At 63.4% G+C, this 26,569-nt stretch carries 26 protein-coding genes, 1 pseudogene and 1 riboswitch; of the genes and pseudogenes, 15 read left to right on the forward strand and 12 right to left on the reverse strand.

Going from position 1 to position 26,569, the window contains the following annotated elements; genetic code table 11:
• Positions 1–8 precede the first annotated feature (8 nt).
• The 8 genes from PQR53_RS09125 (at position 9) to PQR53_RS09160 (ending at position 8,548) form a co-directional block, all read left to right on the forward strand.
• Positions 9–1,160, forward strand: a complete 1,152-nt coding sequence (locus tag PQR53_RS09125; RefSeq protein WP_408452487.1) for a DUF5624 domain-containing protein — start codon at positions 9–11, stop codon at positions 1,158–1,160.
• Positions 1,161–1,243: 83 nt separating this feature from the next.
• Positions 1,244–2,563, forward strand: a complete 1,320-nt coding sequence (locus PQR53_RS09130; protein WP_408452489.1) for an MFS transporter — start codon at positions 1,244–1,246, stop codon at positions 2,561–2,563.
• A complete protein-coding gene (locus PQR53_RS09135; protein ID WP_408452491.1) occupies positions 2,550–3,656 on the forward strand; it encodes a hypothetical protein in 1,107 nt (368 codons plus the stop codon). Before PQR53_RS09130 ends, PQR53_RS09135 begins: the two co-directional genes overlap by 14 nt.
• Before the next feature lie 159 nt (positions 3,657–3,815).
• The gene (locus tag PQR53_RS09140; RefSeq protein WP_408452493.1) at positions 3,816–4,925 is read left to right on the forward strand and encodes a porin; all 1,110 of its coding nucleotides are present in this window, start codon (positions 3,816–3,818) and stop codon (positions 4,923–4,925) included.
• Positions 4,926–5,019: 94 nt separating this feature from the next.
• Positions 5,020–5,268: a hypothetical protein gene (locus tag PQR53_RS09145; protein ID WP_408452495.1), complete on the forward strand. Its 249-nt coding sequence runs from the start codon at positions 5,020–5,022 to the stop codon at positions 5,266–5,268.
• Positions 5,269–5,456: 188 nt separating this feature from the next.
• Positions 5,457–6,800, forward strand: a complete 1,344-nt coding sequence (locus PQR53_RS09150; RefSeq protein WP_408452497.1) for an LLM class flavin-dependent oxidoreductase — start codon at positions 5,457–5,459, stop codon at positions 6,798–6,800.
• A gap of 134 nt (positions 6,801–6,934) precedes the next feature.
• Positions 6,935–7,690: an SDR family NAD(P)-dependent oxidoreductase gene (locus tag PQR53_RS09155; RefSeq protein ID WP_408452499.1), complete on the forward strand. Its 756-nt coding sequence runs from the start codon at positions 6,935–6,937 to the stop codon at positions 7,688–7,690.
• An 18-nt stretch (positions 7,691–7,708) separates the two neighbouring features.
• Positions 7,709–8,548, forward strand: coding sequence for a CmcJ/NvfI family oxidoreductase (locus PQR53_RS09160; protein ID WP_408452501.1), 840 nt, complete (start codon positions 7,709–7,711; stop codon positions 8,546–8,548).
• Positions 8,549–8,569: 21 nt separating this feature from the next.
• Here PQR53_RS09160 and PQR53_RS09165 read toward each other — a convergent pair.
• The 10 genes and pseudogenes from PQR53_RS09165 to PQR53_RS09210 all read right to left on the reverse strand — a co-directional run.
• Positions 8,570–8,756 (reverse strand): annotated as a pseudogene (locus PQR53_RS09165) (transporter substrate-binding domain-containing protein); the annotation flags it as partial.
• 73 nt (positions 8,757–8,829) lie between these two features.
• Positions 8,830–10,470, reverse strand: a complete 1,641-nt coding sequence (gene groL, locus PQR53_RS09170) for a chaperonin GroEL (protein WP_408452503.1) — start codon at positions 10,468–10,470, stop codon at positions 8,830–8,832.
• An 18-nt stretch (positions 10,471–10,488) separates the two neighbouring features.
• Entirely contained in the window at positions 10,489–10,779 is a 291-nt protein-coding gene (locus PQR53_RS09175) for a co-chaperone GroES (RefSeq protein WP_007177123.1), read from the reverse strand.
• 267 nt (positions 10,780–11,046) lie between these two features.
• On the reverse strand, positions 11,047–11,994 hold the full coding sequence (locus PQR53_RS09180) for a TauD/TfdA dioxygenase family protein (protein WP_408452505.1): 948 nt from the start codon (positions 11,992–11,994) through the stop codon (positions 11,047–11,049).
• Between the two features lie 40 nt (positions 11,995–12,034).
• Positions 12,035–13,411 (reverse strand): LLM class flavin-dependent oxidoreductase, encoded by a 1,377-nt coding sequence (locus PQR53_RS09185; protein WP_408452507.1) that lies wholly within the window; start codon positions 13,409–13,411, stop codon positions 12,035–12,037.
• A 45-nt stretch (positions 13,412–13,456) separates the two neighbouring features.
• Positions 13,457–14,332 carry an ABC transporter ATP-binding protein gene (locus PQR53_RS09190; RefSeq protein ID WP_408452509.1) on the reverse strand — a complete coding sequence of 292 codons (876 nt, stop codon included), beginning with the start codon at positions 14,330–14,332 and terminating at the stop codon, positions 13,457–13,459.
• A gap of 34 nt (positions 14,333–14,366) precedes the next feature.
• Positions 14,367–15,236: an ABC transporter permease gene (locus tag PQR53_RS09195; RefSeq protein ID WP_408452510.1), complete on the reverse strand. Its 870-nt coding sequence runs from the start codon at positions 15,234–15,236 to the stop codon at positions 14,367–14,369.
• Positions 15,237–15,288: 52 nt separating this feature from the next.
• The gene (locus PQR53_RS09200) at positions 15,289–16,152 is read right to left on the reverse strand and encodes an ABC transporter permease (protein WP_408452511.1); all 864 of its coding nucleotides are present in this window, start codon (positions 16,150–16,152) and stop codon (positions 15,289–15,291) included.
• A 16-nt stretch (positions 16,153–16,168) separates the two neighbouring features.
• A complete protein-coding gene (locus tag PQR53_RS09205; RefSeq protein ID WP_408452513.1) occupies positions 16,169–17,236 on the reverse strand; it encodes an ABC transporter substrate-binding protein in 1,068 nt (355 codons plus the stop codon).
• A 259-nt stretch (positions 17,237–17,495) separates the two neighbouring features.
• On the reverse strand, positions 17,496–17,744 hold the full coding sequence (locus PQR53_RS09210) for a hypothetical protein (protein WP_408452515.1): 249 nt from the start codon (positions 17,742–17,744) through the stop codon (positions 17,496–17,498).
• On the opposite strand from PQR53_RS09210, the gene PQR53_RS09215 reads away from it, so the two are divergent.
• From PQR53_RS09215 to PQR53_RS09240, 6 genes are all read left to right on the forward strand, one after another.
• A complete protein-coding gene (locus tag PQR53_RS09215; RefSeq protein ID WP_408452517.1) occupies positions 17,715–19,163 on the forward strand; it encodes a SidA/IucD/PvdA family monooxygenase in 1,449 nt (482 codons plus the stop codon). The genes PQR53_RS09210 and PQR53_RS09215 overlap by 30 nt on opposite strands.
• A gap of 57 nt (positions 19,164–19,220) precedes the next feature.
• On the forward strand, positions 19,221–20,279 hold the full coding sequence (locus PQR53_RS09220; protein WP_408452518.1) for an ABC transporter permease: 1,059 nt from the start codon (positions 19,221–19,223) through the stop codon (positions 20,277–20,279).
• Positions 20,273–21,106 (forward strand): ABC transporter ATP-binding protein, encoded by an 834-nt coding sequence (locus PQR53_RS09225; RefSeq protein WP_408452520.1) that lies wholly within the window; start codon positions 20,273–20,275, stop codon positions 21,104–21,106. The genes PQR53_RS09220 and PQR53_RS09225 overlap by 7 nt, the downstream gene beginning before the upstream one ends.
• Positions 21,107–21,147: 41 nt before the next feature.
• Positions 21,148–22,188: an ABC transporter substrate-binding protein gene (locus PQR53_RS09230; RefSeq protein ID WP_408452522.1), complete on the forward strand. Its 1,041-nt coding sequence runs from the start codon at positions 21,148–21,150 to the stop codon at positions 22,186–22,188.
• A 127-nt stretch (positions 22,189–22,315) separates the two neighbouring features.
• Positions 22,316–23,581 carry a sulfite dehydrogenase gene (soxC, locus tag PQR53_RS09235; RefSeq protein WP_408452524.1) on the forward strand — a complete coding sequence of 422 codons (1,266 nt, stop codon included), beginning with the start codon at positions 22,316–22,318 and terminating at the stop codon, positions 23,579–23,581.
• Positions 23,582–23,661: 80 nt separating this feature from the next.
• Positions 23,662–24,240 (forward strand): c-type cytochrome, encoded by a 579-nt coding sequence (locus PQR53_RS09240; RefSeq protein WP_408452526.1) that lies wholly within the window; start codon positions 23,662–23,664, stop codon positions 24,238–24,240.
• Positions 24,241–24,265: 25 nt separating this feature from the next.
• Here the strand turns inward: PQR53_RS09240 and crcB are convergent, their stop codons facing one another.
• On the reverse strand, positions 24,266–24,646 hold the full coding sequence (gene crcB / locus PQR53_RS09245) for a fluoride efflux transporter CrcB (protein WP_323044265.1): 381 nt from the start codon (positions 24,644–24,646) through the stop codon (positions 24,266–24,268).
• A 75-nt stretch (positions 24,647–24,721) separates the two neighbouring features.
• A riboswitch (Fluoride riboswitch) is annotated at positions 24,722–24,783 on the reverse strand.
• Positions 24,784–24,884: 101 nt separating this feature from the next.
• Here crcB and PQR53_RS09250 point away from each other — a divergent pair.
• Positions 24,885–25,295, forward strand: coding sequence for a DUF190 domain-containing protein (locus tag PQR53_RS09250; RefSeq protein WP_408452528.1), 411 nt, complete (start codon positions 24,885–24,887; stop codon positions 25,293–25,295).
• A 31-nt stretch (positions 25,296–25,326) separates the two neighbouring features.
• Here PQR53_RS09250 and PQR53_RS09255 read toward each other — a convergent pair whose 3' ends face one another.
• The gene (locus PQR53_RS09255) at positions 25,327–26,529 is read right to left on the reverse strand and encodes an ammonium transporter (protein WP_408452530.1); all 1,203 of its coding nucleotides are present in this window, start codon (positions 26,527–26,529) and stop codon (positions 25,327–25,329) included.
• Between the last annotated feature and the right edge of the window lie 40 nt (positions 26,530–26,569).

The following is a 26,569-nucleotide window of genomic DNA, read 5'->3' on the forward strand; positions in this document are numbered from 1 at the left end:
CAACTACTATGCCCTACCAACCCAACGCGGCGTTTGCCGGTCTCTTTCGCGCGTTCACGTCGGATCCGCAGAGCATCGGCGCGCATCTGACGCAGCAGATGGCGCGGCAGCAGGCGGACGATCCATTACTGGTCTCGACCGGCAGCGACATCGTGCTGTTCCCTGGCGCGGGACATGCGCCGGCAATCGAGAGCTTTCGCAAATCGACGCGCGGCTTCATCGAGTTGACGGCGGTTTCTCACTTGCCGCTGGCGCTCGCTTATCTCGCGCGCATGCGTGAACTGTCGCCGCACGACGACACATGGCAACGCGACGCGGCCAACCTGCGCACTCATGCGCAGGCAACCCGGACGGCAAACTCGCTCGCGCTGTGGCGCGATCACGTCGCAGTGGATAGCTTCGCGGGCCACGAGCAGAAGATCGCCGATCTCGTCGACTATACCTGCGGCGTGACGATCGAGCTGCTCGATCGGGCCGAGCAAGATCATGCGCTGCTGAGCTTCGAGCGCCTGAACGACGAGTACTTTGCCGCGCCGCGCACCGGCGCATTGCCTGTGCCGATGAACGACGTCATGTTCGCGACTTTCGGGCTGGCGTTTCTCGACATCGTCTATCGCATCGGCAACTGGTTGCGCGCGCAGGTACTCGACTGGAACCGCTTGATGGTGCTCGTCAGCGGCCGCTCGGGCAGGCCGACTGCCGGTGTGACGTGGGCGTCGAACAACATGTGCTATCTGGTGTGGAGCGCGTCGAATCGCGTGCTGCTGCCCGAACGTGTATTCGTCGCGCCGCATGCGCCGTCGTTCTCGGTCACCGAAATGCCGGACGCGGCGGGCCTCGCGGCACTGGAGCGCACGTATCGCGAGTTGTGGCTCAACACGCGTTCGAGTATCGACGTCGCGCGCGCTCTGTTTCCGGATCAGCGGCCGTACCAGTTCGATCCGGCGCCCGCTGACGGCATGCCGCCCATCACGTCGCTCGACGATCGCGATGCGACTGCCGCGCGTCTGCGCCGCATCATGGAAGATCCGACGCAGCTGTTGTCCAACTGCGTTGCCGATTACATCGTCGATCAGTTGACCAGCAACGGCAATCAGCCACGTCAGGTGGAGATTCCCGGCTTTACGAATGTAACTTATCCAAACGCCGCCCGCCTGTAACGGCGGCCAAAGGACTGACACCCGCGCGCAAAGGGCAATCGCGCGGGTATAAAAAAATGCCCTTGATGAAGGAGACAGGATTCATGAATCCACTTGCACAGGAGCCGTCGGTGGGTCCGCCGGTCAGCAACGTGCTGCGCATCACGCTGGTCTGTTTCGCGGTATCGATGATCGACGGTTTCGACACGCTGATGCTGTCGTTCGTCGCGCCGTTGCTGGCGAAGTCGTTGCAGATCGATCACGCAACGCTGGGGCGCGTATTCGGCGCCGGCTTCATCGGCACCGTGCTTGGCTCGCTGATCGTGGGGCCGCTGGCCGACCGTTTCGGGCGACGGCCGATGCTGCTGCTGGCGCTCGCCGTGACCGGCATTTTCACGCTCGGCTGCGCCTTTGCGACCTCGGCTACGATGCTCGCCGCGCTCCGGTTTATCGGCGGTCTCGGCATGGGTGGCGCGATTCCGCCGGTTGCGGCGATCACGGCTGAAAGCAGTTCGCCGCAACGCCGCGCCTCGCTGGTGATCCTGATGTTCATCGGCTTTCCGCTCGGCGCGGTGGTCGGCGGCGCGATCACCGCGGCGTTGATGGTGCGTTTCGGCTGGCCGTTCGTGTTCCTGATGGGCGGCACGTTTGCGTTGCTTGCGCTGGTCCCGGTGCTCCTCGTGATCCCGGCGCAAACCGTCAGTCGCGCCGAGCGGGCGGCGGCACGACAGCACGCGGCGGCGCGCGGTCTGAAAGTGGTCGGCAGCGTGTTCGCCGGCGGCCGGCTCGCGGCGACCTTGGCACTGTGGTTCGGAGTGTTGTCGAGCATGATCCTGTCGGGCTTTTTAGTCAGCTTCATGCCCACTATTCTCAACATGAACGGTGTCGAACCCGGGCGTGCCGCGCTCGGCTCTGTCGTGCTCAATTTCGGCGCGATCGGTGGGGCGTTGGTGATTTCCACCGTGGTCGGCAAGCGCGGACCATTTGTTCCGGTGGCGATTTCCTTCCTTGGCGGCGCGGTGTTGACGGCGGCGTTGGGCCAGATTATCGGTGCGGGCAATGTCGCGTTTGCGATGTTATTCGCAGTCGGCGCGTTTCTGGTCGGCGGGCAGTTGACGTTTCCCGCCATTGCCAGCCATCTCTTTCCGGCCGACGTGCGGGCAGCCGGCATCGGCTGGGCGCTGGCGATCGGACGGATGGGCTCGATTATCGGGCCGGTGGTCGGCGGCATGCTGCTGTCACGGCATCTGTCGTTCGAAACGCTCTTCATGCTGGCGGCGATCCTTGCTGTAGGCGCCGCACTCGGACTCGGTCTCGCCAATGTGCTGCGGCCACGCGAAAAAGAAAGTGGACCCGTCACGCCGGCTACGTCTTTTGCAATCACGGGTTCGGAATTGGGAGAGGCGGGTCATGGCAAAAACTGAATTGGGCGCCGGCCTGCTCACCACGCTGCAACAACTGCCTACCAGTGGTGCGCGCGCGGTGGAGGTCTTTACGACGGACGAGGGCACCTTTCTCGCGGTGCCGCAGCTCGCGCGCGATGTACCCGGCGAGCCGCCGCACATGAACGGCGGCGACAGCGACATCGAAGCGCCGATCTTCCGTTGGCAGGATGGCCGCTTTATCGAGCACGAAGCACTGCTATTGCCCGGCGGAGAAGACTTCGAGTACTTCGAGATCGACGGCCGGCGCTTCCTCGCGGCAGCAGGTATTCGAACCGGCAAGGGGCCGTACGACCTCGACACCGACGCTGTCGTCTATGAGCGCATCGACGGCGCCTGGGTGCCGCTGCAACGCTTTCCGGTGTTCGCGGCAAAGCAGTGGGTCGCCTTTTCGTTCGACTCACGCCACTTCCTCGCCTTGGCACAAGGCGTGGCGATCGACGGTGTCGTGCCGAAGCATGCACGCGAATCGTGCCTGTTCGAATGGAATGGCGAGCGCTTCTTGCCGTTTCAGACGCTCGATGGACAGTGGGGCTACAACTTCGCATTCGTGTCATTCGGTGGCGAACACTATCTCGCGTATGCGGACCACGTCAGTGGATCGTCGGTGCTGCGCTGGAACGGCGAGAAGTTTGTAGCGTGGCAGACGTTCGACGAACACGGCGGCCGTGCGTTCCGTTTTTTCGAAGCGGAGGGCGCGTTGTGGATGCTGCATGCGAACCTGCTCAAGCACACCACCCTTTATCGATTCGACGGTGCGCAGTTCGTCGATAAGCAAGTGTTGGGCGGCCCCGGTGGGCGCGAACTCTGTCTGATCGACGGCCAGGAGGGGCGCTATCTGGTGCGAGTGTGCTTTATCACCGGAACGCCCAAAGCGCCGGTTGTCGTGCCGCGCTCGGAGATTTTCCGGTGGCGGGATGAACGCTTCGAGCTGGTGGGCGATTTCGCGACCTCCGCTGCGACCGATGCCACCAGCTTCGTCGACGGTGGTCAGCGTTATCTGGTGGTCAGTAACAGCCTGAGCGAAGCGATCCGCTATCGCACCGACTCGACGTTATACCGGTTCAACGGTTGACGGTTATCGCTGAATAGTTAGCGCTCAACCGTTAGCGATCAGACCGCGAACTCAGTTGCGCCCGGCGGCCCGCCGGGCAGTTCCACACGGGAACAGATTTCCCTCTAGCGGGGGAGGGCGGCGCTTTGCCTTTTAAAAATAAAACATTGGAGACGAGTAATGAAAAAGTTTGCCTTGAGCTTGAGCGCAACCGCTTTATTGGCCTTGAGCAGCCAGATGGCCCATGCACAAAGCAGCGTGACCTTGTACGGCATTATCGATGCGGGCGTGACCTATTTCAGCAACCTGAACGGGCACGGGACTTTCGTTGCCAACGACGGTTCGATCCAGTCGAATCGTTGGGGCTTGCGTGGGGTGGAAGATATCGGCGGCGGCACACACGTCGTCTTCGACCTGGAGAACGGCTTCAATCTCTATTCCGGTGCGATGGTGCAGTCGGGTGTGCTGTTTAGCCGTCAGGCATGGCTGGGTGTCGAAAATCAAAGCTACGGTAGATTCACGCTCGGCAAGCAGTACGACTTCTTCTGGGACAATCTCACGCAGTTCGCCATGGGGCAAGCCGCCGGCCAGTACGCGTGGCACCCGGGCGACTTCGATCACCTCGCGGGCACGCTGCATATCAACAATGCGATCAAGTACACGTCGCCGAACTATGCTGGTTTGCAGGCGGGCGCGTTGTACGCGTTTCCTTCGCAATCCGTGTCGGCGGGAACGGGGCGCGTGATTGCTTTCGGACTGCGTTATTCGAATGGTCCGCTGAACCTGGGCGCTGCCTACACCGACACGCATGATCTCGGCTTGAATGGACCGAGTCAGGCCGGCACGACGTTTTTTCCCGATCTGCCGGCCACGCCTGTGCTGGCGAGCAGCGTCAGCAGTTTTGGCGTGGGCGGCAGCTATCGCGTCGGCAGGAGCCTCACGCGGCTACTCTTCACCGACACGCACTTTCGCATCGGTCACGACAATGGTTCGATGCCCACCTATGAAGTGAACGAAGTGTTTCAGTTCACGCCTGCCACGACGCTGATGGGTGGCTACTGGTACAGCAAGCTCGGCTCGCAGAAGTGGCAGAACGCGACGCTCCTGCTCGATTACGCGTTATCGAAGCGTACCGACGTCTACACGAGCGCGACCTATCTGCGCGCATCGGGCGGCGCGGCACCGGTTTTCCTTGGTGGTGGCGCGGCGCCGGTGTTTACCAACGGCGTGTATGTCGGCACAGGTCCGTCGTCGACCGCGGTGCGGGTGGGGATGCGCACGGTGTTCTAGCGGTTTTTCGAAAACCAATCCACAAAAGCTTCCTTGCGGTTCCGTATTCTGATCGCTAGATTCATTCGTATAGCGATGAATCGACGGAGGTCGCATGACCACACTCACAGCGACGCTTATCTGGGGCGGACTGCGGCATCCTGTGCGAAGCCTGCGCAAGCAATGGTCAAAACAGGCGGCTGTTTCGGCTGAGGAATCCTCAGACGGGACGGCTGCCGCTGCGTTCGCTTCGCCATCGCCCGAGCGGCTCGAACGCATTGCGGCCTGTGCGCGCTGCGGCTATTTCCATACGGAATACACCGCGGGAATGTTTGTCGTGCCGCTCGAGATCCCACGGGAATAGCCCACGTGCCCGAGTGGCGCGCTCAACGCGCAGCTTCCCCCACTCATAAGGTTATGAGCTTTGCTTGGTTGCCGCGCGCCACGCGGCGCGCTAACGTCAACCCGTTTAGCATCCGGCACGTCTAACCGTTCGCCTCGCCGATCGACGCAGTGCGGGATCTACCCGTCAATTCTCTTTCGCGAACCTCCATGAGCAAACGTAGCGGGCATCTGCGCCTCGGCGCTTTCCTTTACCCTGCCGGGCATCACATCGCGGCGTGGCGGCATCCCGAGGCACAGGCGGACGCCGGTGTTAACTTCCGTCACTATGTGCAGCTCGCGCAAGCAGCCGAAGCCGCGAAATTCGATCTGATCTTTCTCGCCGACGGTGTGGGCACCCGCGGTGACAACGTCGACTTTCTCAGCCGCACGGCGCACAGCTACGTGGCGCAGTTCGAGCCGATCACGTTGCTGTCGGCACTGGCGGCCGTAACCGAGCGCATTGGCCTCGTCGGCACGGCCTCGACGAGTTTCAACGAGCCGTATCACATTGCCCGCAAGTTCGCCTCGCTTGACCACATCAGCGGGGGGCGAGCGGGGTGGAATCTGGTCACTTCGTCGAGCGAACATGAAGCGAAGAACTTCAACCGCGACCAGCATTTCGACCACGCCGAGCGCTATCTGCGCGCAGCCGAATTCGCGGAAGTCACAGCGGGACTTTGGGACAGCTGGAACGACGACGCTTTCGTTCGCAACAAGGCCGAAGGACGCTTCTTCGATCCCGCTAAAAGGCACGTACTGGATCACAAGGGACGTTTCTTTCAGGTGAAGGGGCCGCTGAACGTGGCTCGTTCTCCGCAGGGGCATCCGGTCGTCGTGCAGGCCGGGTCGTCCGAAGCGGGCCGGGAGCTGGCCGCCAGAACAGCCGAGGTGATTTTCACGGCGCAGCAAACGCTGCAGGACGCGGTGGATTTTTACGCGGACGTGAAGGGACGCATGCAGGCCTATGGCCGTCATCCGGACGATCTGAAGATCATGCCGGGCGTGTTGCCGATTGTCGGCCGCACCGAAAGCGAGGCGAAAGAGAAGTTCGAGCAGTTGCAGTCGCTTATCGATCCGAAGGTTGGGCTGGCACTGGTATCCGGGCTGACCGGCGGGTTCGATCTCTCGGAATACCCACTCGACGGCCCGATTCCCGAACTGCCCGAGACGAATGCGAGCAAGAGCCGGCAGGTGTTGACGATCGATCTGGCGCGCCGCGAGAACCTCACGATCCGCCAGCTCTATTTGCGGATCGCGGGTGCGCGTGGCCACTGGCAGCTCGTCGGCACCGCAGAGCAGATCGTCGATCAGCTCGAAGAGCGTTTCGTGAATCATGGCGCTGACGGCTTCAACGTGATGCCACCCGTACTGCCGCACGGCCTGACCGATTTCGTCGAACTGGTGGTGCCTGAATTGCGGCGACGCGCGCTGTTCCGCGAGAACTATGAAGGCCGTACGTTGCGCGAGAACCTGGGTTTGCGGCGGCCTGCGAACCGGTATTTTCCTGCATGACAGAAACCGCGGCATAACTTTCCACGATTCGTTATTTCCTCCATGCGCCTCCATCGCCTACGCTGAAACGATAGGCGCATGCGTCTACTGCCGCCACGCGCTGCGTGCCGCGGCTACAGGTAATGGAGGTTCCAATGACCGAGTCTGTCCAACAGGAGCAGCAACGCACGCGTCTCGCGTGGATTGCCGGCGTGGGTGCGAGCGCTGGACTGGGCGCGGCGCTCGCACGCCGTTTCGCTCGCGAGGGCTTCAGCGTCGCCGTGACGGGGCGCTCGCGCGAGCGGCTCGATGCGATCGTCGACGAAATACGCAGCGCCGGCGGGCGTGCAGTCGCATTGCCCGGTGACGTTACGCACGAAGCGGACCTGACTGGGATCGCGCAGGAACTTGCCAATACCGGCACGCTCGAGGTGGCGATTTTCAACGCCGCGGGTGCGACGCGTGCACCGACGCTCGAACTGAGCGCGGAGCAGTTCGAAGCGGCGTGGCGCGTCACGACACTGGGCGGTTTCCTGTTCGCGCGGGCGGCACTGCCTTTGCTGCTGGCGGCCGGCCGAGGCTCGCTGCTGTTTACCGGCGCAACCGCATCGCTGCGCGGCCGGCCGCCGTTTGCCGCGTTCGCCTCCGCCAAAGCCGGCTTGCGCTCCCTCACGCAGAGTCTCGCCCGCGAGTTTGGGCCAAAGAATATCCATGTCGCGCATGTGGTGGTCGATGGAGGCATCGACGGCGAGCGCCTGCGTACGTCAGCGCCGCAGCGAGTGGCCGAACGCGGTGAAGACGGCCTGCTCAATCCCGCTGATATCGCCGATGCCTACTGGTATCTCCATCAGCAAGGGCGTAGCGCGTGGTCGCAGGAAATCGATCTGCGGCCCTTCAACGAATCGTTTTAACGTGATGAGGATGTGAACATGAGCGATATCGTCATCGAAGCACCGGTGTCCGCCGCGGCGGTTGAGGCCGAGTTGAATTACCTCGAGTTCACCGGAGAGAAACCGGTGTCGTATCAATACGATCCACCGCCGGGTGTGCCGAAACGCAGCGGCGTGTACCGGCCGCACCGCGTGAGCATTTCAAATGCACGCGTGGCACCGCCGCCTGGGCGGTTGTCGCTCGATCGTAACGGCTTCGAACTGCTCCGGCACGCTAGCGCATTGCGCGATTTCTCCGATCCGGCCAGGATCGAATCTGTCTACTACCCGGAGGCGGAGCAGTTGCTGAAACAGGCCACGGGCGCTCGCCGGGTGGTCGTGTTCGATCACACGCTGCGCGACGGCAATCCCGAGCGCAGGGATGGCACGCGGGAACCGGTCAAGTACATCCATAACGACCAGACGTTTGTGTCGGGGCCGCGCCGGGTCCGCGATCATCTGCCGGCGGATGAAGCAGATCAATTGCTGCAGGGCCGGGTGGCCATCGTCAACCTGTGGCGTCCGATCGGGGACACGGTGCAATCGTCGCCGCTCGCGTTGTGCGATTCGCGCAGTATCACGCTTAACGATCTGGTGGCATCGGATCTGGTTTATCCCGACAAAGTCGGCGAGACGTATGCGTTGGTATTTAATCCGCGGCACCGTTGGTACTACTTTCCGCACATGTCGCCCGATGAATTCCTGCTGCTGAAAATCTACGATTCGGCGGGCGACGGGATCGCACGTCTAACGGCTCATACGGCATTCGACGATCCCACTACGCCGGCCGATGCGCCGCCGCGTCGCAGTATTGAGTTGCGCTCGCTATTGTTCTTTTGAGTGAAGGTTTGCGTTCCCGGGTTCCGTGGTGAGTTCCATATTCGCGATCAGGGCGTCGACCTTGCCTTGCTGCAGGAACTGCACGCGGTTCGACGGCTGGACCGGCGTCAATTCCACGTCGACGCCGAGGCGCTTCGCGACCGTTCGCGAGATCGATATTGAAGCCGACCGGCTTCTGGGTAGCCGGGTCTAGCGAGCCGAACGGCGGCTGTTGCGGCACGCCGGTATGCATGCTGAAAAGCATACCGGCGTGCGTGTACGGCTAAAGCGTTGGCGTTCGTCTAGAAGTCCAGCCCTGGTCCGCCTGCGCCCGGACCACCAGGCTGCCCGGCTGCCGGTGCATCCTTCGGTGCCTCATGCACGGTGGCATCGGTGGTCAACAGCAGACCCGCAACCGACGCCGCGTTTTGCAGCGCCGTGCGCGTGACTTTGGTCGGATCGAGCACGCCCGATTCCACGAGGTCGCCATATTCGCCGGTCTGCGCGTTGTAACCGAAGTTGCCCGTACCCTCGGCCACTTTCGCGACCACCACGCTGGCTTCTTCACCGGCGTTGGTCACGATCTGGCGCAGTGGCTCTTCGAGCGCGCGCAGCACGATCTTGATGCCCGCATCCTGATCGGCGTTGGCACCCTTGAGCCCGCTGATGGCCTGCTTCACGCGAATCAGCGCGACGCCGCCGCCCGGCACGATACCTTCTTCGACCGCGGCGCGCGTGGCGTGCAGCGCATCGTCGACGCGATCTTTCTTTTCCTTCACTTCGATCTCGGTTGCGCCGCCCACCTTGATGACCGCCACGCCACCGGCCAGCTTTGCCACACGTTCCTGCAGTTTTTCGCGGTCGTAGTCGGAGCTCGCCTCATCGATCTGGGTGCGGATCTGCTTCACGCGCGCTTCGATGTTCTTGCTGTCGCCCGCGCCGTCGATGACCGTGGTGTTTTCCTTGCCCACTTCGATGCGCTTCGCCTGGCCCAGTTCAGCCAGCGTTGCCTTCTCCAGCGACAGTCCGGTTTCTTCAGCGATCACCTGGCCGCCGGTCAGGATCGCGATGTCTTCGAGCAGCGCCTTGCGACGGTCGCCGAAGCCTGGCGCCTTGACCGCGACCGTCTTCAGAATGCCGCGAATGTTGTTCACGACGAGCGTGGCCAGCGCTTCGCCTTCGACGTCTTCCGCGATGATCAGAAGCGGGCGGCCGGCTTTGGCGACCTGCTCCAGGATCGGCAGCAGATCACGGATGTTCGATACCTTCCTGTCGTGCAGCAGCACGAATGGGTTGTCGAGCACGGCAACCTGTTTGTCCTGATCGTTGATGAAATACGGCGACAGGTAGCCGCGGTCGAATTGCAGACCTTCGACCACGTCGAGTTCATCATCGAGCGACTTGCCGTCTTCAACGGTAATGACGCCTTCCTTGCCGACCCGGTCGATTGCTTCCGCAATGCGCTGGCCGATCGACTCTTCGCCGTTGGCCGAAATCGTGGCGACCTGGGCGATTTCCTTGCTGGTCGTAGTCGGCTTGCTGATCTTCTTGAGCTCGTTGATTGCAGCGATCACGGCCTTGTCGATACCGCGTTTCAGATCCAGCGGATTGAGACCGGCGGCCACGTATTTCTGGCCTTCACGCACGATGGCTTGCGCGAGCACGGTCGCGGTGGTGGTGCCGTCGCCGGCGGCGTCGCTGGTGCGCGAGGCGACTTCCTTCACGAGCTGCGCGCCGATGTTTTGCACGCGGTCCGACAATTCGATTTCCTTGGCGACCGAGACGCCGTCTTTCGTCACGCTCGGCGATCCAAAGGTCCGTTCCAGCACGACATTGCGGCCCTTCGGACCGAGCGTGACCTTGACCGCATTGGCCAGAATGTTGACGCCTTCGACCAGTTTCGAGCGGGCGACGTCGCTAAAAATGATTTCTTTTGCTGCCATGGTTTGACGCTCCGTTCGTTATTGAGTGACGACTGCCACAACATCTTCTTCGCGCAGCACGAGCAATTCGTTGCCGTCGACTTTGACCGACTGACCGGCGTACTTACCGAACAGCACACGCTCGCCGACTTTCAGATCGGGTTCGATGCGTTTGCCGTCGCTATCGCGCTTGCCCGGTCCAATGGCGATCACTTCGCCCTGATCGGGTTTTTCGGCGGCGCTTTCGGGAATGACGATGCCTGAGGCAGTTTTGGTTTCCTGATCGAGACGCTTGACGATCAGGCGGTCATGCAAGGGACGTAGGCTCATGGTTCGATTTCCGCGATTGAAATTTGGCACTCGTCGGTGGTGAGTGCTGACCGGAATCGAGTATAGAAAGATGCCGCGCAACGCTCCAATAACGGATTCATCGATCCTTATCGGCGAATGGCATTTCAGAAACGCGCATCTCGATTGCTGGAATCGTTGGCTTTGCGCCGCGTGCTGTGTGCTGTGTGTTGCGCGCTGTGTGCCGCGTCGCTATGCATCGGCACGTGCGATGCGCAAGACACCGGCGCTGGTACGCCGGTGTTGTACTCAGTTCAACGCGACGGCTGCGGCGGCGCTGACCGGCGAGCCTTCGATCGCTACCGACTGCGCACCGTCGGGGCCAACGGGCACGTCACCGACCAGCGTGGTGCGATACAACTGCCGGTCGAAGTCGAGATCGAAGATATCCGTGGGTGCGAGGTGAGCCGTCGCGCGGTTGTCCCAGAAGGCGACGCTGCCGGCTTCCCATTTGAAGCGCACGGTGAACTCCGGCCGGGTGACGTGCTCCCAGAGCAGTTCGAGCAGCACCTGGCTTTCGCGTGGCGTGACGCCGACGATCGACTTCAGGAAGCTCGGGCTCACATAGAGCGCCCGCTCGCCGGTTTCCGGATGCACTCTGACGAGCGGATGTTCGGTGACGAGAATACGTTGTTCGACAGCCTTGGCAAATGCTTCCGTGCCACTCGCACCGGCCGGCGGCGTGAAGCGATGCAGTCCGCGCAGGCCGTCGACGAATGTGCGCAGCGGCGCGGAAAGTTTCTGATAGGCGGCTACCAGATTGGTCCACTGGGTATCGCCGCCATAAGGCGGAATCGTCACGCCGCGCAGGATCGACGCCCAGGGCGGATTGACCGCGGCGGTCACATCCGTGTGCCAGCCGGTCCACGGTCGCAGCAGTGCCTGACCTTCGAAACGCGTCGCCTTGCGGTACTTCGAGATCGAATAGATTTCCGGATGACCGTCGACATGACCGAACACGGGATGCCCTAAGGTCAGCTCGCCAAACTGCGCGGAGAAAGCGACGTGCTGTTCGTGCGTCAGGAACTGCTCGCGAAAGAACACGACGCGCCACTTCAGAAGCGCCGCGCGAATATCCGCGATCTGGCGCGCGTCCAGTTTCTGCGTGAGATCGACACCGTGAATTTCAGCGCCGGTATGGGCGGAAAGCGGGGTGACCTGAATCGACTGTATGTCCTGCACTGCGGCTGCGCTCATGGCGGCTCCTTATGGTAAAAGCGTCTCGCGTCAATAACCGTCAATAACCCGCTACCGCGGGTATCTGTTTTGTCCCGGCGGCATAGCGATTTTCGGGTCGTGGCAAGCCGAGGTTCTCGCGCAGCGTGCGGCCTTCGTATTCGGTGCGGAAAAGTCCACGCCGTTGCAGTTCCGGTACCACCAGCCCGGCGAATTCCGTCAGCCCGCCCGGCAACCACGGCGACATGATGTTGAAGCCATCCGCGCCTTCCTCCTCGAACCACTGCTGGAGTTGGTCGGCGATGCTTTGCGGCGTGCCGACCACCTGTTGGTGGCCGCGTGCACCGGCAATGCGCAGATACAGGTCGCGGATCGTCAGGTTCTCGCGCCGTGCGAGATCGAACAGCAAACGCTGCCGGCTCTTGCCGCCGTTGGTTTCCGGCAACTCGGGCAGCGGCCCGTCGACCGGGTACTGGGACAGGTCCACGCCGCCCGACATGTTCGACAGCAGCGACAGACCGACGGTCGGATGAATCAGGTCCTGCAGCGCGGCGAATTTCGCTTCGGCTTCTTCCTGCGTGCGGCCGACGATCGGAAAAATGCCCGGCATGATCTTCAGATGATCCGGCGCGCGTCCGTACTTCGCGAGGCGCCCTTTGACATCGCGATAGAACGACTGGGCTTCCTCGAGCGTCTGATGCGCGACGAAGATCACCTCCGCGGTTTGCGCCGCGAGTTCGCGACCCGCCTCCGACGCGCCGGCCTGCACAACGACCGGCCAACCCTGCGGCGAACGCGCGACATTCAACGGTCCGCGCACCTTGAAGTGCTTGCCGGCATGGCCGAGCACGTGCAGCTTGTCCGGATCGAAATAGACGCCGCTGTCCTTGTCGCGGATAAAGGCGTCGTCTTCCCAGCTATCCCACAGGCCCGCGACCACGTCGTAGAACTCGCGCGCGCGTTCGTAGCGGACCGCGTGATCGGGGTGCCGTTCGAAATTGAAATTGAGCGCCTCGGATTCGGTGCTCGACGTGACGAGATTCCAGCCGGAGCGTCCGCCGCTCAGATGATCGAGCGAGGCGAACTTGCGCGCGAGGTTGTAGGGCTCGTTGAACGTGGTGGAGACAGTCGCGATCAGGCCGACGTGTTTCGTCACGACCGACAGCGCGGAGAGCAGCGTGATCGGCTCGAAATGATCGGCGCGCGCGGTGCGGGAGAGCGACGGCAGGTTGGTGTCGCGCACACTCACGCTGTCGGCGAAAAATACCGCGTCGAATTTGGCGCGCTCTGCGATCTGCGCGAGTTCCGCGTAGTGTGCGAAGTCGAGTCCGCCGCTCGCGTGTGCATCCGGATGCCGCCATGCGGCGATATGATGGCCCGTCTCCATCAGGAATGCGCCGAGTTTGATCTGGCGCTTGGGCTGATTTTCAGCGCTCATGTTTTCTCCGTGAATGTTGGATGTGCGTGAGGGAAGCCGCATGCTTCACCATGCGAGCCGCCATTCAGTAATCGGCGGACTCGCCGCGGGCGCTGTCTGAATGCGCGTGCCGCCGCCCGGCGTATCGTCTTCGGGAGCGTCTCGGCGCGCGCCGTCATGCTCGGCGAAATCGGCCAGCACCTCGTCGCGCAGACGAATGAAGCGGGGGTCGCTTCGTTCGCGTGGGCGTGGCAATGCGACATCGACGATCCGTTTGATGCGGCCCGGTCGTGGCGCCATCGTGACGACCCGATCACCGAGGTAAAGCGCTTCGTCGACGTCGTGTGTAACCAGAATCATCGTGATGCGCTCGTGTTCCCAGATCCGTTGCAACTCGTTTTGCAAGCGGGCGCGGGTGAGCGCATCGAGTGCGCCAAACGGCTCGTCGAGCAGCAGCACACGCGGACGGTTCACGAGACCGCGCGCGATCGCCACGCGCTGCGCCATGCCGCCCGAGAGCTGATGCGGGTACGCATTTTCGAAGCCGTTCAGGCCGACGAGCGCGATATGTTGCGCAACCGCATCGCGCTTTTCGCGTGCGGAGAGCGGCGCGTTACGCAGGGCCGCGAGAATGTTCTGCGACGCCGTGAGCCACGGAAACAGACGATGGTCCTGAAACACAATGCCGCGTTCGAGCGAGGTGTCGCGCACTTTTTCACCCGCGACGACAATGTCGCCGGTGTAGTCGGTATCGAGTCCCGCGATCAGCCGTAGCAGCGTCGACTTTCCGCAGCCGCTCGAACCGAGCACGCTGACGAATTCGCCGGGACGCACGCGCAGGGTAATGTCGTCGAGCACCGCGAGCGGTGTGCCGTCTTGCTGCGCGTAGCGCTTGCTGACGCGAAGAATGTCGATGCTTTCGGAAAGCGTCGAAGAAGTCATGAGCGGCTCCGGTAATGAGAGGTCAGGTGCGTGGTCATCGTGCGGCTTGTGGCGCACGACGTGCAAAGATCGCCCGCTCCACGGCGCGCGCCAGCGCGTTCAACGCCCAGCCGGTCAGGCCGACCACGATCACGCCGAACAGCACCAGGTCCATGCGGAACTGCTCGCTGCCGTCGATCAGCGTATTGCCGATGCCGCTGCCGGCCACCAACAGGTATTCGGCGCCGAGCGTGGCGAGCCACGAATAGATCAGTGCGAGGTAAATGCCCGTGAAAATCGACGGCAACGCGGCCGGCAGAATGACGGCGCGGATGAGTTGCCAGCGCGTGTAACGAAAGGCGCGCGCAACTTCGATATACGCGCGCGGCACCGCATGAATGCCGTCGCACGTGTGAGCGGTGACGGGCAGCAACGCGGCGAGCGAGAGGAAGACAACTTTGGCCGCATCGCCGAGACCGAACCACACGGAGATCAGGGGGATCCATGCGAACAGCGAGATCTGTTTGAACGTATCGAAACTCGGGCCGATCATGCGTGTGGCGAGCCGCGAGAAACCCAGCACGCTGCCGAGCAACAGGCCGCCCAGCGTGCCGATCACGAAGCCGCTCGCTTCGCGGGCGAGCGACGCGGAGAGCGCCTTGAGCAGCGCGCCGCTAAGGATCTGTTGCCATGCGGTGGCGAGCACTTGCGCGGGACTGACCAGCAGGCCGCTTTTGACTACGTGCGCCTCCGAAACGGCCCACCAGATCGCAATGGCGACGATCGGCAGAACGGCGCCGCGCCAGTCGATGCGCGCGAGCAGCGAGCGGCGCGGGCGCGCCGCGCGGCGGAAGGCGGCGGGCACGTTGCAGTCGCAGGACGTCTCGGCAGAGGGCTTCGATCGGGCGAAGGAGAAGAGACTCATCGTGGATTCCTCAAGTGCGGTGTCTGGGAGCCGTGGGCCGGATCACCCGCGATCACTCGCGAAATGCCGACGGCTGGCCGCGCCGCAAACGCGCTTCGAGGGCGTCCAGCAAGCGGTTCATCGCGTAACCGATGGCACCCACCACCACTACCGACGCCATCACCAGGTCGAGCTGAAATAGTTGCCGGCCGTAGACGATCAGATAGCCGAGCCCCTCGGACGACGCCACCAGTTCAACCACCACCAGCGCGAGCCAGGCTTTGGTGAACGCGAGCCGCACGCCCGTGGCGAGCGTCGGCACGGCGGCGGGCAGGACCAGATAGACGATCCGTTGCCAGCCGTTGTATTCGAAGACTCGCGCGACTTCGTTGAGCGAGGCGGGGGTCTGGCGGAATCCTTGCAGCGTGCTCAACGTGACCGGAACCAGCGCCGCATGCGCGATCAGGATGTATTTGAGCGGCTCGCCAACGCCGACGAGCAGCAGCAGAAACGGCAGCCAGCCGAGTACCGGAATCTGCACGAGCGCATTGAAGCTGGGCAGTACATACGCTTCGAAGCTGCGCGACAATCCGAGTGCCGCGCCGAGCGCAAAACCGAGCACGGTGCCCGCACCGAAGCCGAGCAGCACGCGTTGCAAACTGATCAGCGTGTTGCTCGCGAGGTCGCCGCTCTTCGCCAGCTCGACGAAGGTGTCGAACACGCGTTCAGGTGGTGGCAGGATTTGCGGCGCGATCCAGCCGCGCTCGCAACCCACCGTCCATAAAGCGAACAGGACAGCGGGCAATACCCACGGCGCGAGCCGCCAGGCGAGCGCGCGCAGCCGTGGATTGCGATAGAGCGGTGCATGGGGCGCGTCTGGCAGCGCAGCGGTGGCGCCGAGCCGTTTGCTATCGACTGGAAGTGCGGTTTCGCTCATCGTGAGGGTTCCCGTTTTAGCTGAGCGGCTTGCCGGCGGCGTCGTAACGCGTCCAGTAGTGGTCAAGCTTCAGTGTGCTTAGCGCGTTGTCGAGATATTTCGTCTCGAACCAGCCGTCGACCTCAACCGGCTGACGGATCAGTTTGAGTTTCAATGCATCCGCCGCGACGGCTTTGTAGCGCGCGACGATGAACGGGTCGATCAGCGGTGAATTGCGGTCTTTCAGCTTCTGATTCGCGTACTCGGCCTGCCACGAGGAATAGGGCACGCCGCTTTTGGCCCAGAGCTTGAAGAGCGCGTCGCGGTTCGCTTCATCCGACGACCACTGCGAGCCTTTGACGAACACGTTGACGACACGCTGCACGATATCCGGATGCGCATGGTCGAAGTCATCGACCACCAGCAGATGCGATTGACGCGTGAATTGCGGCCCATCGTTCTGCGACTCGTAGACGACCTTGGCGAGCCCCTGGTCGCGCAATTTGTACACGTGGTAATCGTTGACCGATGCATCGATTCCCTTGGAGGCCAGCGCGGCGAGCGAACTGGCGGTATCGAGATTGATCACGCGCAGATCCCGTTCATCGAGCTGATTGGCGGCGAGCGCGTTGTCGGCGACCAGTTGCAGATTGGTGCCGCGAAAGATCGATACGCGGCGGCCCTTGAGGTCCTTGATCGAGCGCACGTCGGAGTCGGTGGGCACGGCCACCTTGACGCCGGTGCGCACGCCCGAGGCGAGCAGAAGATGGGTCTTCAGGCCGTTGGCGCGCGCGAGCACCGCCGGCAGATCGCCCTGGAAGGCGAAGTCGAGCGATTTATCGGCGATCGCTTCATTGACCGCGGGGCCGGCGCCTTTGAAGAACAACCATTCGACCTTGATGCCGTCGGCGGCGAATTCTTTTTCGAGCGACTGCTGCAATTGCACGGTGGCCGCGGGCGAGCCCCCAAAGGTAGGCGGATCGCCTGTGCCCTGCTGCGCGACGCCGATCCGGATGACGGCGGGTTTGTCGGCATAGGCGTGAACCGCGGCAAGCGACAGCGTCGCCACGGCAACGAAGGTTTTCAGCAGACGGAAATAGCGCATTCGGCAATACCAATCGAAGGAAGGGAGCGGGTTGCGAATTCAGGTGGGACGATTACTGGCACTACACGTTAGATTCGCGTGCACTCGAATCCAACCAATCATTGCTGATAAGAAAATATGCAGTAGTTCGAACCGGCTAGCTGACTGGTTAGCGCGTCTGACGCTCGCGTTTTGTGCGGCGGCGGCTATCGCGATCATCCTGGCGGGTTGGTTTCGTGCGTCGCCGTTATATCGGCGAATTGCCTGTTCGGGCAGCGAATCAGGGCGGCATCGCTGCCGATGACGACTGCAAAGCGATGGTGACGGGAAAGACAGCGCGGGCGTGATGAATGTGATGCGCCACAAAACAAATAAGCAAAGCGAAATTTGTTGGTTTGGGTAAGCCGTCGGCATCGTGATACTTGATTTTGCCGATGGCCTCGGCATCCGATCTCGATGTATCTGCCTGCCGTTCAACTCCCTGGCTGAGTCCGACACCATGACGCAATCCACGCACCTCGATCAGCATGCGCTCGACACGCTGCGGCTGATCGGTCCATCGCCCGAAAACTGGGTCCCGCCGCGCGACGGCATCGACCATAACGTGGTGATTGTCGGCGGCGGCCAAACCGGCGCGGCGTTCGCATTTGCGCTGCGGCGCGCCGGTATCGGTCAGGTCAGCGTGATCGACGCCGCAGCCGATGAAGGCCAGGCGGGCGTCTGGTTGAATCGCGCTCGAATGAACAGGTTACGTACGCCGAAATCGCTGGTGGGTCCTGAGGCGGGTCTGCCAGGACTGAGCTTTCAGGCGTGGTATGAAGCGCGCTTCGGCGCTGCATCGTATGCGGAGATCGACCGGATTCCCCGCACGCGCTGGGCCGAGTACCTCGAGTGGTACCGGCATTTCCTCGACATTCCGATTCGCTACGGCACACGTCTCACGCGCATCGAACCCGTGGGCGAACACTTTCGTTTGCATCTGGAAGTACGCGACGGCGCCACGCTTCGGGCGGTGGTGGAGACGGCGCGCAAGATCGTGCTTGGCAATGGCGTAGCGGGCAATGGCGGGCCGAACATTCCGGCCGCGTTGAAAAGCCTTCCGCCGACACTGCTGGCCCATACCTCCGAGGCGATCGATTTCGGCGCGCTGCGCGGCAAGTCCGTGGCGGTGATCGGCGGCGCGGCATCGGCATTCGACGCGGCAGGCACGGCGCTCGAAGCGGGAGCCGGGCAGGTCCATCTGTTCGTGCGGCGTGAGCGGATTGCGTCGGTGCCGGTCACCCGCACACGCGCTTATCCCGGCGCCTACGACAACTATTTTCATTTGCCCGACCCGCTTCGCTGGTCACAGGCGCGGCGCTTTCGTCACGCCGGTTCGACGCCGCCGCTCGATGCGGTGGAGCGCGTCACACGCTTTCCGAACTTTCATCTGCATCTCGGCGCGCCGTGGAGCAACGCCGGCGTCAGTGACGGGCAGGTCGAGACTGACGTAGCAGGGGAGTCGTTTGCATTCGATTTCGTCATTGCCGGCACGGGCTATCTGGTCGATCCCGCGCTGCGACCGGAACTAGCGCAGATCGCTGCCCATATCCGCCTGTGGCGCGATCAATACGTGCCCGCCGCCAGCGATCGCGACGACGCGCTTGGCTCGCATCCGTATCTCGGCGCCGCGCTCGAATACCTCGAGAAGGTCGAAGGCGAAGCCCCTTACCTGAAGAATATCCACGTCTACAACCCGGGGGCGTTTGTCAGTTTCGGCTTGCCCGTGGGCGACGTGCCGAGCATGAAGCGCGATATTCCCGCCGTGGTGCAGCGAATCAGCCGCGATCTGTTTCTCGCGGACCTGGACGCGCATGAAGCCCGCATTCATGGCGACATCGCCGCCGATTTCGACGAGTCGGTGTACGCGCAGAGCATCTGGCAGCGCGACAAAGTCGATGCCGCGTGAAGTGGCTCGCAGGCACGCATTCACGTTTACTCAATAACGCAGGAGGCTGGAGCCGTTATGTCCACCCAGTTCGAATCGATCGCGACACGGGCCCCGGCGCTCGGCGCGGATCACGGTGACGTCAATCGAGCCGTCACACGGCATGGGCTTTCACGTGGCGTCCTGATCGCGGGCCTCGCGGCCGTGGCGTGGCTCGGCAGCGCGGCGCTGACCGAGTGGTGGCCGAGTCTGGACGACTGGCCGTACACGAAACAATTCATCGTCCTCAAGCTGGTGCTCGCGGCATTCGCTGTCGCCACCGCCGTCGCGGGATGGCGCAAGCCGTCCATCCAGGCGGGCCCACCCACGCGCACCGGCGCATGGCTTGGGGCGATGCCGTGGCTGCTCGCGCTGGCGCTCAGCGTGAGCGCGTGGGAAGCCGTCACCGCGCAACTCGAATGGTTGCCGCGGCCTTTCTTCGCGCCACCGCAAGCACTGATCGGCGTGTTCGCCGATGACTACCCGCGCCTCGCCACGAGCGTCGTGCATTCGTTCGGATTGCTCGCCTATGGCTACGTGCTAGGCGCGGCTGCGGGCTTCGTGACCGGTGTGAGTATCGGCTGGTCGCAGGCGGTGAGCTACTGGGTCCATCCGGTTCTGCGCCTGATCGGACCGCTGCCGGCCACCGCGTGGTTGCCGCTGGCGTTCTTCTTCTTTCCATCGAGCTTCAGCGCGAGCGTGTTTCTGATCGCGCTGGCGACCGCCTTTCCGGTTGCCGTGCTGACGTGGTCGGGCGTGGCCGGCGTCAATTCGGCTTACTACGACATCGCACGCACACTCGGCGCGCGGCCCGGCTTCCTGATTCTGCGCGTCGCGATTCCGGCGGCGCTGCCCTCGGTGTTCGTCGGCCTGTTCATGGGGCTCGGTGCGTCGTTTTCGGTGCTGATCGTCGCGGAAATGATGGGCGTGAAAGCGGGGCTCGGCTGGTATCTGCAATGGGCCCAAGGCTGGGCGGCCTATTCGAATATGTATGCCGCACTGCTCGTGATGGCGCTCATGTGCTCCGGTCTGATCACGTTGCTGTTCCGCCTGCGTGACCGCTTGCTGGCGTGGCAAAAAGGATTGCTCAAATGGTAGCCGTACCTGAAGTGCTGAATCGCGCGGTCGCCGCCGCGGCGCCGGTTCGTGACGGCGCGCGCATCGACGTGCGCCATGTCAGCCATCAATTCGCGCTGCGCGGCGCTGCGTTGCCGGTGCTGGATGACGTCAGCTTCGTGGTCGAACCGGGTGAGTTCGTTGCGTTGCTCGGCCCGAGCGGCTGCGGCAAGTCCACCTTGCTGCGGCTGGTCGCCGGGCTCGATACGCCGACGCAGGGCAGCGTAGAGGCCGATGGCGCCGTGATCGCGGGCCCCGACCCGTCGCGCGTGGTGGTGTTCCAGGATCCGACCTTGTATCCGTGGCGCACGGTGCGCGGCAACGTCGGGATCGGTCCGCAGGCGCAGCGCAAACGCTTCGCCCGGCGCAGCGCGCCGCAAGAGGAACAGGTGCAACAGCGGATCGACGCCGCGCTGGAACTGGTCGGTCTTAGTGAATTCGCCGAGGCGTTTCCGCATCAACTGTCGGGCGGCATGGCGCAGCGGGTCGCGCTGGCGCGCGCGCTCGTCAACGATCCGGCGCTGCTGGTGCTCGACGAGCCGTTCGGCAAGCTCGACTCGCTCACGCGCATCCGCATGCAGGGCGAACTGGCGCGGCTCTGGCAGGACGCGCGGTTTTCCGTGCTGCTGGTGACGCACGATGTCGAAGAAGCGCTGTTGCTTGCCGAGCGCGTGATCGTGTTCAGCGAGCGGCCCGCGCGCGTAGTCGCCGAGGTGCGCAACGACGCACCGTATCCGCGTCATCGTGACGATCAGAAGCTGGTCGCGCTGCGCCGCGAGGTGCTCGCCCAACTCGGCCTCGAAACCTGAACGCATACAACAATCGATAACGACCTGAGGAAGCTCCAACCATGAACCCCTACGATGAATCTCCGCTGAGCCAAGGCCGCCGCGCGTGGTTGCGCAAGACGGCCTGGACGGCCGGAGCCGCGGCGCTCGGTGGTGCGTCATTCGGCCTGGCTGGCACGCTCGCCTTGGCGCAAACACCGCAGGCGCCGCTCAAGCCGCTCAAGCTTTCCTGGAACGCGGGCGCGATTTGCACCGCGCCGGTGGCCGTGGCGGTCAAGCAGGGCTTTTTCCAGCGGCACGGTTTGCAGGTCGAGCTCGTGAATTTTTCGGGTTCGACGGATCAGTTGCTCGAGGCTATCGCGACCGGTAAGTCCGACGCGGGCGTCGGCATGGCGCTGCGCTGGATCAAACCGCTGGAGCAGGGCTTCGATGTGAAGCTGACTGCCGGGATTCACGGTGGTTGCATGCGGCTGCTGGCCACGCGCGCGTCGGGCATCGTCGACGTGGCGGGACTGAAGGGTCGCACGATCGGCGTGAGCGATATGGCGAGCCCGACCAAAAATTTCTTCGCCATCGTGTTGAAGAAGATCGGCGTGGATCCGGAGCGCGACGTGAACTGGCGTCAGTATCCGGCGAACCTGTTGGGCGAAGCGCTGAAGAAGGGCGAAGTGCAGGCGATCGCCGACGGCGACCCGACCATCTGGTCGATTCGCGAATCCGATCACCTGTACGAAGTGTCGAACAATCTGTGCGGCGAATATCAGTCGCGTTCGTGCTGCGTGCTCGGCGTGCGCGGTTCGCTGGTTCGCAAGGATCGCGCGACTGCTCAGGCGTTGACCCAGGCGCTGCTCGAAGCCACGGAATGGACCGCGAATCATCCGGCGGATGCGGCCGCGATCTTCTCGGTCTATACGCCGTCCGCCGACGTCGGCCAATTGACCGCGATGCTCAAGAGTCACACGGACCATCATCATCCGGTCGGCGACGCGTTCAGGAAGGAAATCTCGCTGTATGCCGACGACCTGAAAGCGGTCGGCGTGCTCAACAGCGGGACCGATTCGAACCGTCTGGCGGATCGGGTGTTTTCGAACGTGCTGGCTTAACGGCGCGGCGCGCGCTGTCTGTACGCTATGCGGTTTACGTCGATCGATAGATGAATTTATCGTTTGGCCGCGGCAATCGGCTTCATTACGCTAGCGGGCTTGCCTATGACGCGTTGCATTTGTCTATATGAATCCGCATGAATCTCCGCCGTCGCGCGGCCGTCGTCGATTGCTGGGCCGTCTCGCGGCCGGCAGCCTCGCTGTTTCACACGTGGCGGCGGCGAGCGAACTGCTCAAGCCGCTCGAGGTGGCGCCATCGAGCCGCGTACCGGGCGCGCCGATCCTCGAGCATCCTTACGGCGTGCCTTCGCCGCACGAGGCGAATGTCGTGCGGCGAAGCGCGCGTGCGTGGCCGCTGCCTGGCGCGGCGTCTTCGATGACGCCGTTGGCCGACCTGCACGGCACGCTCACCCCCAATGGGTTGGTCTACGAACGTCATCACGGCGGCGTGCCCGACATCGATCCGGATCAGCATCGGCTGGCGATACATGGCCTCGTACGGACGCCGAAGCTATTTACAATCGACGATCTGCTGCGCCTGCCGTCCGAATCGCGTATCCATTTTCTCGAATGTTCCGGCAATACCGGCGGCGAATGGAATGGCCCGAGCGGCATGCCGGTGCAACTCACGCATGGTCTGCTGTCGTGTTGCGAATGGACGGGGGTGCGTTTATCCACCTTGCTGGAAGAGGTGGGCGGGGTGACGGCGGGCAGCAGCGCAAGCGGGAGTGGCTGGATCCTGGCGGAAGGCGCGGACGCCGCGGCGATGACGCGCAGCTTGCCGCTGGATCGGATACTCGATCGCGCGCTCGTGGTCTATGCGCAAAACGGCGAACGCCTGCGCCCGGAAAATGGCTATCCGTTGCGTCTGATCGTGCCCGGCTTCGAAGGCAATACGAACGTCAAGTGGCTGCGTCGGCTGAAGGTGGTCGGCGCGCCGTTGCAAACGCGCGAGGAAACGTCGAAATACACGAGCTTGCTCGCGAATGGCACCGCGCGTCAGTTCGCGTTCGAGATGGATGCGAAATCGGTGATCACGCGGCCGTCGCCGGGACATCGTCTCAGCACGCACGGTTACTACCCGATCACCGGTCTGGCCTGGTCGGGGCGCGGGACTATCCGCAAGGTCGAAGTGTCAACCGATGGCGGCGCGACGTGGTATCTCGCGCGGCTGGACGGTGCGCTCCGCGATCGTGCGCTGACGCGCTTTCAGGCGGACTGGAGATGGGACGGCGGTGCTGCCGCGATTCTCTCGCGCGCCACGGACTCGACCGGCTATGTGCAGCCCACGCGCGCTGAACTCGTCGCCGCGCGCGGACTGAATTCGCAGTATCACTACAACGCGATCCAGCAATGGCGCGTCGATGCGAGCGGCGAGGTGCGCAATGCATGATCGCCATTCACTATCTACGCCGGCGCGGAGGGCCACCGCGATGGGGTGTTGGCGTCTCGACGCAAGCACGGAGATTGGCCATGCGTGACCGCCATTCACTACGCCGGCCGGTGCCGTTGGCGCTGGCCGCACTCCTGTCGCTCACGGCGCTGGCATCCTGTTCGTCGATCGCGCCCGGCGAGCTGAACGCTGGAACGCAGCACGGCATCGGCACGCCGCTCACGGACCAGGATCTCGCTGCCTGGAACATCGACATCGCGCCGGATGGCCGCGGCCTGCCGGCGGGCAGCGGCGACGTCGCTACCGGCGCGCACCTGTTCGCCGCCAAATGCGCGGCGTGTCATGGCGCGCAGGGTGAGGGCGGTCTCGGCGATCAACTGATCGGCGGCCTGGGGACCTTGACCAGCGCAAAGCCGAAGCGCACCGTGGGCAGCTACTGGCCCTATGCGACCACGTTGTTCGACTACATCCGCCGCGCCATGCCCTACAACGCCCCCGAATCGCTTTCCGCCGACGAGGTGTACGCGCTCAGCGCCTACCTGCTCAACCAGAACGGTATCGTGCCGGCGAATACGCGGCTCGACGCGGCCTCGCTGCCGCGTGTCGTGATGCCCAATCGCCACGGCTTCGTGGCCGATCCGCGCCCCGGGCGACTGTGAGACGCCGGCGCGCGCCGTGCCGTTTTCAGCGCGCCAGCAGCGAAACGGTCGCGATGCCGAGGATGGTCATCAGCAGCGACGCGCCCACATGAATCACCACTTCGCCGGCCGCCCAGCCGAGCCGGCCGTCCTGCAGGCGTTGCACGACTTCCGCTGAGAACGTCGAGAAAGTGGACAGGCCGCCCATCAAACCGGTGATGACGAAGAGTCGCCATTCGGGCGCGATCTGCGGCGCCCGCGCGAACCCCGCGACCGCGACGCCGATCACGTAGCCGGCGATCACATTGGCGGCGAAAGTGCCGAGCGGCAAGCCGGCGAACACGCCGTTCAGACGGATGCCGAGGAACCAGCGAAACAGCGAGCCGAGCGCGCCGCCGATGCCGACGGAGAGAATGGACCAATACATGGGAATGCCCTGGCGAAGCGAAAAGTCGTCAAACCGGGCTGAAGGACGTGGCGATGCCGCGTCCGCAGTCATCCGGGCGAAGCAGGCATCATCAGCCACAAGGGCGGTTAAAGGAGAATGCCATCTCCAGCGCGCAAGTCTAGCATCGGCGGGCCGATTGGGGGACAGGTGGAGGCGCCGGAACGTGAGGGGAGCGAGCCCGTGCGGTCCGCGGGACGCGCCCGAAGCGCGACCTACAATGAAGAGACACCTGCGAGCATTCGCCGTGGGTTTGACTGCGGCCGCGCGGGAGGCCGACATGATGATGAAGGGCTACCAACTCACGTTCTATACCGAGCAGAACAGGCGCCATGGACATCAATCGGTCGTGGAATGCCTGCTGTCGATCGCGAAGCACATCGGCATTCATGGCGCGACCGTGGTGGCGGCCGCCGAAGGCATCGGCCACGCGGGCGCACGGCATGCCGCGCGCTTCTTCGAACTGGCCGATCAACCGCAGCAGGTCATTTTCGCGGTCACCGAAGGCGAGGCCGAAGCGTTGCTCGAGGCGGTGCGCGAGAGCAACGTCGCGGTCTTCTACACGCGTTGCCCGATCGAATTCGGCATGCTCGGCGGCGAGCCGGCCACGAAACATCCGGCGCGCCGCTAACGCGACTTTTCGGACCAAGCGGGCTAAGCCCTCAGCCGACGCTTTCGCGCTCCGGCGTCGACGAAATCTTGTGGATCGACAGATCCGCGCCGTTGTATTCGTCTTCCTGGTCGAGGCGTAAGCCCACCGTCAGGCGAATCGCGCCGTACACGAGCGTGCCGCCGAGCGTCGCCACCACGATGCCACCCAAGGTGCCAACCAGTTGCGCGCCAAACGAAACGCCGCCCAGCCCGCCCAACGCATGCAAACCGAAGATACCGGCCGCGAGGCCGCCCCACGCGCCGCACAGACCGTGCAACGGCCATACGCCGAGCACGTCGTCGATGCGCCAACGGTTCTGCACGCAGGTAAACATCTGGACGAACAGCACGCCCGCAACCCCGCCCGTTACCAGCGCGCCCAGCGGATGCATCACGTCCGAGCCGGCGCATACCGCGACCAGCCCGGCAAGCGGACCGTTGTACGTGAAGCCCGGGTCGTTGCGGCCCGTGAGCCATGCGGTCAGCGTGCCGCCGACCATTGCCATCAGCGAATTGACGGCGACCAGACCGCTGATTTTGTCGACGGTCTGCGCGCTCATCACGTTAAAGCCGAACCAGCCGACCGCCAGCACCCATGCGCCCAATGCGAGGAACGGAATATTCGACGGCGGATGCGCGGCGATCCCACCGTCGCGGTGATAACGGCCGTGGCGCGCGCCGAGCAGCAGCACAGCCGGCAACGCGACCCAGCCGCCGAACGCATGCACCACCACCGAGCCGGCGAAGTCGTGAAACGGCACCCCGAATACCTGGGTGAGCCAGCTCTGAACACCGAAGCGGCCGTTCCACGCAATCCCTTCGAAAAACGGATAGACGAAGCCGACCAGCACGAAGGTGGCGAACAGTTGCGGATTGAATTTCGAGCGCTCGGCGATGCCGCCTGACACGATCGCCGGAATCGCCGCCGCGAAGGTCAGCAGGAAGAAGAAGCGCACCAGCGCATAGCCATTGTGGGCGGCCAGCGACTCCGCGCTGCCGAAGAACTGCACGCCATAAGCAATCGTGTAGCCGATGAAGAAATACGCGATCGTCGAGACCGAGAAGTCCACCAGAATCTTGACCAGCGCATTGACCTGATTCTTCTTGCGGACCGTGCCGAGTTCGAGAAACGCAAACCCCGCGTGCATGGCCAGCACCATCGCGGCACCCAGCAGAAGGAAGAGGGTATCGGTGCCGGTTTTCAGACTTTCCATCGATGTGTCCCGCTTATGCCAAAAAAGCGGGCACTGAATG

This window comes from Paraburkholderia fungorum (genome assembly GCF_046027605.1).
Taxonomy (GTDB): domain Bacteria; phylum Pseudomonadota; class Gammaproteobacteria; order Burkholderiales; family Burkholderiaceae; genus Paraburkholderia; species Paraburkholderia fungorum_F.